At 58.8% G+C, this 12,138-nt stretch carries 7 protein-coding genes; 3 read left to right on the top strand and 4 right to left on the bottom strand.

The genetic code is table 11. The features are described 5' to 3' along the window. Positions 1-28 precede the first annotated feature (28 nt). The 3 genes from DW49_RS0111430 to DW49_RS0111420 all read right to left on the bottom strand — a co-directional run bounded on the left by DW49_RS0111430 (position 29) and on the right by DW49_RS0111420 (position 3,084). Complete coding sequence (locus DW49_RS0111430) at positions 29-325, bottom strand: winged helix-turn-helix domain-containing protein (protein ID WP_005620972.1); 297 nt, start codon at positions 323-325, stop codon at positions 29-31. A gap of 63 nt (positions 326-388) precedes the next feature. Then, positions 389-913, bottom strand: coding sequence for a M48 metallopeptidase family protein (locus DW49_RS0111425; RefSeq protein ID WP_005620974.1), 525 nt, complete (start codon positions 911-913; stop codon positions 389-391). 32 nt (positions 914-945) lie between these two features. Then, complete coding sequence (locus tag DW49_RS0111420) at positions 946-3,084, bottom strand: two-component system response regulator (protein ID WP_005620976.1); 2,139 nt, start codon at positions 3,082-3,084, stop codon at positions 946-948. Positions 3,085-3,398: 314 nt separating this feature from the next. Here DW49_RS0111420 and DW49_RS0111415 point away from each other — a divergent pair, with 314 nt between their 5' ends. Beyond that, entirely contained in the window at positions 3,399-4,070 is a 672-nt protein-coding gene (locus DW49_RS0111415) for a polysaccharide lyase family 7 protein (RefSeq protein ID WP_024420564.1), read from the top strand. A 96-nt stretch (positions 4,071-4,166) separates the two neighbouring features. On the opposite strand, the gene putP is transcribed toward DW49_RS0111415, so the two are convergent. Continuing rightward, positions 4,167-5,654: a sodium/proline symporter PutP gene (putP, locus tag DW49_RS0111405; RefSeq protein WP_005620980.1), complete on the bottom strand. Its 1,488-nt coding sequence runs from the start codon at positions 5,652-5,654 to the stop codon at positions 4,167-4,169. Between the two features lie 450 nt (positions 5,655-6,104). Between putP and putA the strand changes: the two genes are divergently transcribed. After that, positions 6,105-10,058 carry a trifunctional transcriptional regulator/proline dehydrogenase/L-glutamate gamma-semialdehyde dehydrogenase gene (putA, locus tag DW49_RS0111400; protein WP_024420565.1) on the top strand — a complete coding sequence of 1,318 codons (3,954 nt, stop codon included), beginning with the start codon at positions 6,105-6,107 and terminating at the stop codon, positions 10,056-10,058. Positions 10,059-10,315: 257 nt separating this feature from the next. Continuing rightward, positions 10,316-12,118, top strand: coding sequence for an acyl-CoA dehydrogenase (locus tag DW49_RS0111395; protein WP_005620984.1), 1,803 nt, complete (start codon positions 10,316-10,318; stop codon positions 12,116-12,118). Positions 12,119-12,138: the final 20 nt, after the last annotated feature.

Below are 12,138 nucleotides of genomic sequence, written 5' to 3'. Positions count from 1 at the left end.
CTGCAAGCTGCAAGCTGCAAGCTGCTTCTCAGGGATATCCGAGCACTGTTTTGACGCTGGCCAGATTACTGGCAATCCAGCTCTTGTCGATGGCACCCCAGTCCCGAATCCGGTAACTGCCAGCGTGGTTACGCGCACCTTCCTGTTGTTCGAATTCACACTCTATATCCAGGTCGGCGAGCGCACCGATGGTGTCTTGCGCCGTGCGGCGGGGCATGCCGGTTACTGCGGTCAGTTCCGGTACGCTGCAAGCGAGCTTTGAATCAATCAGGTACGCCACATACAAGCGCCGATAGAAGCTGCTTTTGGTCTTGCTGATCTCCATCAATGAATCCTTTTTAAATGCATTCAACGCCCAGCTCTAAGCTTGTAGCTTGTAGCTTGTAGCTCAAAACTTACCGCTTGAAGCTTTCAGCTCGTTGTAAGTCAAATAAATGCGCAGATCGAATTCCAGCTGGTGATAGCCGGGCAGCATGTGCTCGCACAGTTGGTAGAACGCCTTGTTGTGGTCCGACTCGCGAAAGTGCGCCAGTTCGTGAACCACGATCATCTTCAGAAATTCTGCCGGGGCCTCCTTGAACAACGCTGCCACGCGGATCTCGTTACTGGCCTTGAGCTTGCCGCCCTGCACTCGGGATATCTTGGTGTGCAGCCCGAGGGCGCGGTGGGTCAGGTCCAGGCGGTTATCGAACAGGACCTTTTTGATGGCGGGCGCGTTGCGCAGATGGTCCTGCTTGAGGGCCAGTGCGTAGGCGTAAAGCGCTTTGTCACTCTGAATCTGATGGCCTGCGGGGTAACGCTGTTGCAGGTAATCGGCCAGGCGATCCTGTACGATCAGTTGATGCACCTGATCCTGCAGCGCCTGCGGGTAGGCCTGCAGGTATTTGAGTGGAGCCTGGCTGGATGCAGTCATGGGGCCTTGGCATGGAATCGAAAATCGCCATTCTACAGCAAACCACCCCTCTTCAAGCCTGCTGGCTCAAAGTGCCCGGGAAAGTGCAAAACGTCTTCCGCCACCATCGGATGAGCGATCAGAAAGCCCTGCATGACCTGGCAACCGTTATCGGTCAGCCACTGATATTGCTCGACGGTTTCGACGCCCTCGGCAATGACCAGCATATCGAGGTTGCGACTCAGGTCGATGATGCTTCTGGCCATCGCAGCCTCTCGCTTGGACTCCACGATGTTGGCCACAAAACGCCTGTCGAGCTTCAACGTATCAAGCTGAAGATTGCGCAGGTGCGACAGCGAACACTCGCCCGTTCCGAAGTCGTCCAGTGCAATGCGCACGCCGACTTCATGCAGTAACTTCAGTTGCTTGTGGCTGTGCGTGAGGTTGTGCACCAGCGAGCCTTCGGTGATTTCCACCTCGATCTGCCCCGGTTTCAAATCGAAGCGGTCCATCGCGCGCTTGAGTTCGGACGCCAGATTGGGCATGCAGAACTGTGTCGGGCTGACACACACGCTCAGCACCACATCAGGGGCAAACACGCCGCTCCATGCCTGACGCTGCTCGGCGCCCTGATCGAAGATCCAGCCACCCAGCCGGTTGATCAGCCGGGTTTCTTCAAGCAAAGGAATGAACAACGCTGGAGGCACTTCGCCTACCGCCGGGTGCTGCCAGCGCAACAGCGCCTCGAAACCGCGCAGCCGACCGTCACCGACGTGAATCTGCGGCTGATACACCACCGAAAAGTCCTTGCCGTCGATGGCCGTGCGCACACTCTCTTCAAGCATCAGCCTGGAGCGGGCGCGGCCGTTCATGTTCTGGTCGTAGAACCGGTATTGCTGACGCCCGGCACGCTTGGCTTCGTACATGGCGATATCTGCTGCACGTAACAAACCGTCCAGATTCGAGCCGCAATCGGGGAAGGTGGCAATCCCGACACTGGCGCCAAGGGTGATATCGACACCATTGACCTGCCGCCGACCGGACACACGTTCAATGAGCTTTTCGGCGATTTTGGCCGCCTGTTCGGGGTAATCAAGCCCGTCGATCACCACCGTGAATTCGTCACCACCAATACGCGCCAGTACGTCATAGGGCCGCATGCTGTCCTTGAACTGCTCGGCGACCCAGAGCAACACCTGATCACCGGCATCATGGCCCAGGGCATCATTGATTTGCTTGAAGCCGTCCAGGTCCATGAACAGCACGACCAGATATTTGTCTGCGCGCTCGTTGCGCAACAGCATGCTTTCAACCGCCTGATACAGCCCGCGCCGGTTGAGCAGACCGGTCAAGGCATCGGTAACCGCCTGCTTTTCCAGTTGCTGATAAAGATCGCGCACCACCGACATATCGAGCACCGTCAGCACCATCGCTTTCTGCTCGGCCGGCAGCGCCGCGCAGGACAGCGCCACCGGCAACTGCGAGCCCTGTGCGGTACGCAGAATGGCGTCGTGTACGCGGTAAGTATCAGCCTTGCGATAGTGCTGGTAGAAACCCGACTCCAGCCAGCTGCCGACTTGCGGCTCGATGACATAGTCGAGCACCTGCGTCCCGCGCAATTGATCGACCGAGGCGTTCAACAACTGGCAGATGGCCGGGTTGGCGAAGCTGATCTTGCCCGTTTCATCGACCACCAGAATGCCTTCGGCCACGTTGGCCAGCACTGACGCGTTGAAAGCACGAGCCGATTCCAGCTCCATCGATAATTGTTGCAGCGCACGACGGTTACGCTGCTGCTCAAGCAGAGTCTGCACCTTGGGCTTGAGCACATTGGGGTCGAAGGGCTTGAACAGGTAGTCCGTCGCACCATTGGCATAGCCCTTCTGCACGGCATCCTGAGTCTGCTCGTTGGCCGTGAGAAAAATGATCGGCGTCAGACGGGTACGCTGGCTGCCACGCATCAGGCGTGCAACCTCGAAACCGTCCATACCCGGCATCTGCACATCCAGCAGAACCAGGTCGACTTCCTGTTCCAGAAGCACCGTCAGTGCTTCGATTCCTGAGCTTGCAGTCACGATGTGCCAGTCCGCTCTTTGCAGAACAGCGCACATCGTCACCAGATTTTCCGGGTAATCGTCTACTACCAGTAAAACCGAAGAGCCATCATGAGGTTGGGTTGGCACGCGTTCCATGCTGCTTCTCTGTGTGGGCATGACGCCTGGGTTTCAGGATGACCGTCATACTTTGGAATAACTCTAGCCCCGTCTCGCCAAAAGCAGAAGCAAGGCACCTCTTCCCTACCCTCAAAGTTCGATCTACCCGACTAACGGTCATTCTCTGCACGCCTTACAGGGCCTGCCCTGCAGGAAAAGTGACAGCACTTTGACGTCATTGGTTCGACAAGTTTCCATTAACAAATTGCCCTACGATCCGTATAAAACGCCCTCAAACCCTCTCACTAGAGGTCCCCCTTGGTAGCAAAAAGACATGCGCGGAAGGATAAAAAATGATCGATCTCGGATCGTACCAACTCAGCATTCCAGTGGGCTCCCCACCCAAGACCATTACAACCGCTCAGCTTGTGAAAGGTTATGACGGCAAATACTTCAAATCCAAATCGGACTCCATTGTGTTCTGGTCACCGGTAACCGGAACCAAAACCGAAAACGCCAAGTATTCACGCAGCGAGTTACGGGAAACATGGCCCGACGGAACGCTGCATAACTGGATGTACCCGGATGCGGACAATTACCTGAACGCCAAACTGGAAGTCGATCAGGTGCCTTCGTCGGGCAAGATCGTGATCGGCCAGATCCACGCGTACGAAAGCACCGAACCGCTTCTGAAAGTCGAGTACCAGTACAAGGAAGACACCAAGACTGGCGACATCGTTGCGAAAGTTCGCAATCGTTACGATGACGACGACAGCAAGGTCTATACGATAGTCGAAGGCGTGAAGCTGAATCAGACCTTCAATTACGTCATTCACCTGAGCAAGGGCGGCAAATTGACGGTCAGCGTCAACGACACCGACTGGAGCAAGCGCATCAGCAAGACCTGGCGCGACAAGCCGCTGTACTTCAAGGCAGGTGTTTATACCCAGGACAATACCGGGTACACCTCGGAAGGCGGCAAGGCCACGTTCTATAACCTTGATATCGATCACAACAAGAGCTGAATGGCACGCAAGCCTCGCTCAGGCAAAAAAAACGGCCCGAACTTCACAGGAAGTGCGGGCCGCTTTTATTTCAGCTGTTATTCAAACAGCGCGTGATCAACGGTTGGCTTTGAACTCTTGCTCGGCTGCCAGAAAGCGCTTTTGCATCGAAGCCGATGCCGGTGTGCCAATTCGGCTGAACACCACGATGGCAATGCTGGCAAGAATGAAACCAGGGATGATTTCATACAGGCCCATGGTGCTGAATTGCTTCCAGAGCACCACGGTGGCTGCGCCGACAATCACACCGGCCAACGCGCCGTTACGGGTCATGCCCTTCCACAGCACGGAAATCAGTACCACTGGACCAAATGCTGCGCCGAAGCCCGCCCAGGCGTAGCTCACCAGACCCAGCACGCGGTTCTCGGGGTTGGCAGCGAGCAGGATGGCGATGATTGCGATCAGCAGCACCATCGCGCGGCCGACCCATACCAGCTCAAGCTGTGAAGCACCCTTGCGCAGATAAGCCTTGTAGAAGTCTTCGGTCAGCGCACTGGAACACACCAGCAACTGGCAGCTCAGCGTACTCATCACCGCAGCCAGAATGGCTGACAACAGCACACCGGCAACCCACGGATTGAACAGCAGCTTGGCCAGCTCGATGAACACCCGCTCCGGGTTCTCGGTAACCGGCCCGGCGACCTCCGGATGTGCGGAGAAATAAGCGATGCCGAAGAAGCCGACCGCCACGGTGCCGCCCAGGCACAGGATCATCCAGGCCATGGAAATGCGTCGGGCGCTGGCAATCGACTTGACCGAATCGGCCGCCATGAAGCGAGCCAGGATATGCGGCTGACCGAAATAACCCAGGCCCCAGCCGAGCAGGGAAATGATGCCAATGAATGTAGTGTTCTTGAACATGTCGAAGCTGGCGGGGTCTTTCGCTTCAATCGCCAGGAAGGTCGTGTCGACCCCGCCGGTCGCCAGCAGCACGATGATCGGCGTCAGGATAAGGGCGAAGATCATCAGCGTGGCCTGCACGGTGTCTGTCCAGCTCACGGCCAGAAAACCACCGACGAAGGTGTAGGCGATGGTTGCTGCAGCGCCGGCCCACAGCGCCGTTTCGTAGGACATGCCGAAGGTGCTTTCAAACAGGCGCGCACCCGCAACGATGCCGGAGGCACAATAAATGGTGAAGAACACCAGAATCACGATGGCCGAAATGATGCGCAGCAGGCCACTGCTGTCTTCAAAGCGGCTGCTGAAATAATCCGGCAGTGTCAGTGCATCACCGTTGTGCTCGGTCTGCACGCGCAGACGGCCGGCGACGAACAGCCAGTTCAGGTACGCACCGATGATCAGACCGATGGCGATCCAGCTTTCCGACAGGCCGGACATGTAGATAGCCCCCGGCAAACCCATCAGCAGCCAGCCGCTCATGTCCGAGGCGCCCGCCGAAAGAGCAGTAACCACACTGCCCAGGCTACGTCCGCCAAGGATGTAATCCGACAGGTTGTTGGTGGCGCGATACGCCATCAGGCCGATCAATACCATTGCCGCGATGTAGATCACGAACGTGATCAAGGTAGGGTTGCTGACACTCATGAGTTCTGCCTTGGCATTGTTTTTATGTTGGCACCCGATGCCAAAAGGGGGTAGCGACCGACATATCAGTGCATACGCGCCTTTGCACCCGACACCGCGCTGACTGACCGCTCCGTGAGGTACGGCAATCAATGACTGGCGGTTGCTCCGCGGGGACGAATCCTATTAAACAAAGCGCACAAGGTGCAACCCATTTCACCTCATGAGTTGCACCTGTTACAAAAAACACACAGATGTACGTTTTCGCGTCTCTTTAGTGCGTTTTCGGTATAAGTTACAAAAAATTTCGCACCATCACCGAGCACAGCAGGCGCTCATCTGACTGCCTGACGGGAATGTCACAAAATATTCTCGAAAACGGGTTGCACTAGGTTGCACCCACCCCCACCTCGACGCTAATCTGCGTGAAAGCCGACGCCACACTTGCAGTGGCTACAATGAGGACAATACATGGCCACCACCACTTTGGGCGTCAAGCTCGACGACCCTACCCGCGAGCGATTGAAAGCCGCCGCCCATTCGATCGACCGCACGCCACACTGGTTGATCAAGCAAGCGATTTTCAATTACCTGGAAAAGCTGGAAAGTGGTGCAACCTTGCTTGAGCTGAATGGCGCGACAGGCAAAGACAGCGAAGACCGTGGTGAGCTGGCAGAAGATGCAGGCCTGCAATGCTTTCTGGATTTTGCCGAAAGCATTCAGCCGCAGTCAGTGCTGCGTGCGGCGATCACTTCCGCCTACCGTCGCCCGGAGCAGGAAGTGGTGCCCATGCTGCTGGAACAGGCACGCCTGACAGCGCCTGTCGCCGAAGCGACCAACAAGCTCGCTGCGTCGATTGCCGAAAAACTGCGCAATCAGAAAAGCGCGGGCGGGCGCGCAGGCATCGTTCAAGGCCTGCTGCAGGAGTTTTCGCTGTCATCCCAGGAAGGCGTTGCCCTGATGTGCCTGGCTGAGGCGCTGCTGCGTATTCCCGACAAAGGCACTCGCGATGCCTTGATTCGCGACAAGATCAGCAACGGCAACTGGCAGCCGCACCTGGGCAACAGCCCGTCGCTGTTCGTCAACGCAGCCACCTGGGGCCTGCTGTTGACCGGCAAGCTGGTCGCCACGCACAACGAAGCAGGCCTTACCTCCTCGCTGAGCCGGATCATCGGCAAGCGCGGCGAACCGATGATCCGCAAGGGCGTCGACATGGCCATGCGCCTGATGGGTGAGCAGTTCGTCACCGGCGAAACCATCGGCGAGGCTCTGGCCAATGCCAGTCGTTTCGAAGCCAAGGGCTTCCGCTACTCCTACGACATGCTGGGTGAAGCGGCATTGACCGAACACGATGCGCAGAAATATCTGGCGTCCTACGAGCAGGCCATTCATTCCATCGGCAAAGCCTCCCACGGTCGCGGCATCTACGAAGGCCCGGGTATTTCCATCAAGCTGTCGGCACTGCATCCGCGCTACAGCCGCGCCCAGTACGAGCGCGTCATGGGCGAGCTCTACCCGCGCCTGCTGTCGCTGACCCTGCTGGCCAAACAGTACGACATCGGCCTGAACATCGACGCCGAAGAAGCTGACCGCCTGGAGCTGTCGCTCGATCTGCTTGAGCGCTTGTGCTTCGAGCCGCAACTGACCGGCTGGAACGGCATCGGTTTCGTGATTCAGGCTTACCAGAAGCGCTGCCCTTACGTGATCGACTACGTGATCGATCTGGCTCGGCGCAGTCGCCATCGCCTGATGATCCGCCTGGTAAAAGGCGCGTATTGGGACAGCGAAATCAAGCGCGCGCAGGTTGAAGGTCTGGAAGGCTATCCGGTGTACACCCGCAAGGTGTACACCGACGTTTCCTACATCGCCTGCGCCCGCAAACTGCTGGCCGCTCCGGAAGTCATCTATCCGCAGTTCGCCACCCACAACGCCCACACCCTGGCGGCCATCTACCAGATTGCCGGTCAGAATTATTACCCCGGCCAGTACGAGTTCCAGTGCCTGCACGGCATGGGCGAGCCACTCTACGAGCAGGTTGTTGGCAAAGTCGCCGACGGCAAGCTGAACCGTCCATGCCGCGTGTACGCGCCGGTTGGCACTCACGAAACCCTGCTGGCTTATCTGGTCCGTCGCCTGCTGGAAAACGGCGCCAACACTTCGTTCGTCAACCGGATTGCCGACCACTCGATCTCGATTCAGGAACTCGTCGCCGATCCGGTCAGCCAGATCGAACGCATGGCAACGCAGGAAGGCGGTTTTGGCTTGCCGCACCCGCGTATTCCGCTGCCGCGCGATCTGTATGGCACCGAGCGCGCCAACTCCAGTGGCATCGACATGGCCAACGAACATCGTCTGGCTTCGCTGTCCTCAGCCCTGCTGTCGACCGCGCACAACGACTGGAAAGCTACGCCAATGCTCGGCTGCACGGCCAGCGAAGGCACGCTTGCTGCGGCGTTGAACCCGTCGGATCTGCGTGACGTGGTCGGCCATGTGCAGGAAGCATCCTTGCAGGATGTCGACAATGCCATCCAGTGCGCCTTGAGCGCCGGCCCGATCTGGCAGGCCACGCCGCCCGCCGAACGCGCCGCGATTCTGGAGCGCGCCGCCGACCTGATGGAAGCCGAGATTCAGCCGCTGATGGGCCTGCTGGTCCGTGAAGCAGGCAAGACGTTCGCCAACGCCATCGCCGAAGTGCGTGAAGCCGTGGACTTCCTGCGCTACTACGCGGTGCAGGCGCGCAACGACTTCACCAATGATGCGCACCGCCCTTTGGGCCCGGTAGTCTGCATCAGCCCGTGGAACTTCCCGCTGGCGATTTTCAGTGGTCAGGTGGCCGCTGCATTGGCTGCAGGTAACCCGGTACTGGCCAAACCCGCCGAGCAGACGCCACTGATTGCCGCTCAGGCGGTACGCTTGCTGCTTGAAGCCGGAATCCCGGAAGGCGTGGTGCAATTGCTGCCGGGCCGCGGCGAAACCGTCGGGGCCGGGCTGGTGGGCGATGAGCGCGTCAAGGGCGTGATGTTCACCGGTTCCACCGAAGTCGCCCGCCTGCTGCAACGCAATGTCGCCGGTCGCCTGGACTCTCAGGGCCGTCCGATCCCGCTGATCGCCGAAACCGGCGGTCAGAACGCAATGATCGTGGACTCCTCGGCACTGACCGAACAAGTGGTCATAGACGTCGTATCCTCGGCGTTCGACAGCGCAGGGCAACGCTGCTCGGCACTGCGCGTGCTGTGCCTGCAGGAAGACTCGGCAGATCGCGTCATCGAAATGCTCAAGGGCGCGATGGCTGAAAGCCGCTTGGGCAACCCGGAACGCTTGTCCGTGGACATTGGGCCGGTGATCGACGCCGAGGCCAAGGCCGGTATCGAGAAACACATCCAGGCAATGCGCGACAAGGGCCGCACGGTTTATCAGGTTGCCATCGCCGAAAGCGCCGAACTCAAGCGCGGCACCTACGTGATGCCAACCTTGATCGAGCTGGAAAGCTTCGATGAACTGCAACGCGAAATCTTCGGCCCGGTGCTGCACGTGGTGCGCTACAAGCGTAAGGAGCTAGGCCTGTTGATCGACCAGATCAATGCATCCGGCTACGGCCTGACGCTCGGCGTGCACACGCGCATCGACGAAACCATCGCCAAGGTCATCGATAACGTCAACGCCGGTAACGTCTACGTCAACCGCAACATCGTCGGTGCGGTGGTCGGGGTTCAGCCGTTTGGCGGCGAAGGCCTGTCTGGCACCGGCCCTAAAGCCGGTGGCCCGCTGTACCTGTATCGCCTGTTGTCGACAAGACCGCTGGATGCCATCGAAAAATCGTTTGTGCGTGGCGATGCACTGGTTGCACCGGATACACGTCTGCGCGAAGTGATGAGCAAACCGCTGCAAGCCTTGAAGGCCTGGGCAGCGAGCAGCCAGCACGCCGAACTGGATGCGCTGTGCGGCCAGTACGCCGAGCAATCGCAAAGCGGCATCACCCGCCAACTGGCCGGCCCGACCGGCGAGCGCAACAGTTACGCCATCCTGCCACGCGAGCACGTGCTGTGCCTGGCTGACGACGAGAACGACCTGCTGATTCAACTGGCAGCCGTGCTGGCGGTCGGCAGTGCAGCCATCTGGCCGGAAAGCGACGTTAGCAAACCGCTCTTCGCTCGCCTGCCAAAAGAAGTTCAGGCCCGCATCAAGCTGATACCTGACTGGGCCAAGGACGAAGTCGCTATCGACGCTGTTCTGCACCACGGCGATTCCGACCAATTGCGCGCCATCTGCCAACAGATCGCCCAGCGCAGCGGCGCGATCGTCGGCGTCAACGGCCTGTCCCACGGCGAAACCAACGTCCCGCTGGAGCGCCTGGTGATCGAACGGGCATTGAGCGTCAACACTGCGGCGGCGGGGGGCAATGCGAGCTTGATGACGATAGGGTGATGCGATAGGAGCTGGGGACTGATATTGAGTCCCCAGCGTGGCGCAGATTTGTGACGCGGAGCGTCACGCAAGGCATTCCTACGCTGGAGCGTGAGGAACGATAATCTCAACTATCGTGCGACGCTCCGTGTCGGCGTGCCGTTTTTATTCACAGCAATACCTCTCTCCGACGCTCGCCTATCACCCTCATCAATCTTGCTACCCTCTTCCCACGACGCAACCTAGACTGAGCCTATTCCAAGAACAGGTACGCCATCATGTCCGAGTCGCTGCTCAGTTCCCGAAACCTGGCTTTCGAGCTGTATGAAGTGCTGGACGCCGAAGGTCTGACGCGTCGCGAGCGCTTTGCCGAGCATTCGCGGGAAACCTTCGATGCAGCGCTGGGGACGGCGCGCGTCATCGCGGAAAAGTACTTTGCACCGCATAACCGCAAGGCTGACGAAAACGAACCGCGCTATGAAAATGGCGAGGCGATTCTGATCCCGGAGGTCAAGCCTGCAGTGGACGCGTTTATCGCGGCGGGCTTTCTCAACGCATCGCGTGATTTCGACGTGGGTGGCATGCAGTTGCCTACCCTGCTGTCGCAAGCCTGCTTTGCCCACTTTCAGGCCGCCAACGTCGGGACCACGTCCTATCCGTTTCTGACCATGGGCGCCGCAAACCTGATCGAAAGTTTTGGCAGTGACGAGCAGAAGCAGCGCTTTCTACAACCGATGATCGAGGGACGCTTTTTCGGCACCATGGCGCTGACCGAGCCCCATGCGGGTTCATCATTGTCAGACATCCGCACACGCGCCGAACCGGCCGATGACGGCACGTACCGGCTGCGCGGCAACAAGATATTCATTTCCGGGGGCGATCATTCGCTGTCGGAAAATATCGTCCACCTGGTGCTGGCGAAACTGCCGGATGCGCCAGGTGGCGTCAAAGGCATCTCACTGTTCATCGTGCCCAAGTTTCTGGTCAACGACGACGGCAGCTTAGGCAAGCGCAATGATGTGCTGCTTGCCGGGCTGTTTCACAAGATGGGCTGGAAAGGCACGACCTCTACAGCGCTGAATTTCGGCGATAACGGTGAGTGTGTCGGCTATCTGGTTGGCAAGCCGCATCACGGCCTGACGTACATGTTCCAGATGATGAATGAAGCGCGTATTGGCGTTGGCCTGGGCGCTGTCATGTTGGGCTACTCGGGCTATCTGTATTCGCTGGATTACGCCCGGGATCGACCTCAGGGTCGCCTGCCCGACAGCAAAAGCCCCGAGAGCACGCCCGTGCCGATCATTCAGCACGCTGACGTGCGACGCATGTTGCTGACCCAGAAGGCTTACGTAGAGGGCGCATTCGACCTGTGCCTGTATGCCTCACGGCTGTTCGACGACACCCAGACCGGGGAAACAGAAGACGTCCGCAAGCACGCCCATGAACTGCTGGACCTGCTGACCCCCGTTGTCAAATCCTGGCCTTCGGAATTCTGCCTCAAGGCCAATGAACTGGCGATTCAGGTGCTCGGCGGTCATGGTTACACCCGCGAGTACCCCGTTGAGCAGTACTACCGCGACAACCGGCTCAATCCGATTCATGAAGGCACTCACGGCATCCAGTCACTGGACCTGCTCGGGCGCAAGCTGGCGCAGAACGGCGGCACCGGTCTCAAGCAACTGCTGCGCCTGATCGCCAGCACCTGCGAGCGCGCGCAGGCTCACGCGTCACTCGTTGAATTGCGCCAACCTCTGGAGCAATTGGTTGCTAGCTTGCAGGCTGTCACTCTGGGGCTGCTGGGCGATCTGGCGCAGGGCAGGATCACCAGCACACTGGCCAACTCGGCGCTGTACCTCAAGGCATTCGGTCACACGGTAATAGGCTGGCGCTGGCTGGAACAGGCGATCCGCGCCGAGGAAGGCCTGGGCAAGGGTAATTCGGCGGACAGTGATTTTTATCAGGGCAAGTTGCAAGCTGCCCGGTACTTCCTGACGTGGGAAGTACCGGGCTGCCATCACGAACTGGCGATTCTGGAAAACCGCGATGACACCTGTCTGGCAATGCGCGATGACTGGTTCTGATGAAAAACTGGCTAGCGCTT

Source organism: Pseudomonas avellanae BPIC 631 (genome assembly GCF_000444135.1).
GTDB classification, from domain to species: Bacteria; Pseudomonadota; Gammaproteobacteria; order Pseudomonadales; family Pseudomonadaceae; genus Aquipseudomonas; species Aquipseudomonas avellanae.
This window is presented reverse-complemented; position numbering and strand designations above follow the sequence as displayed.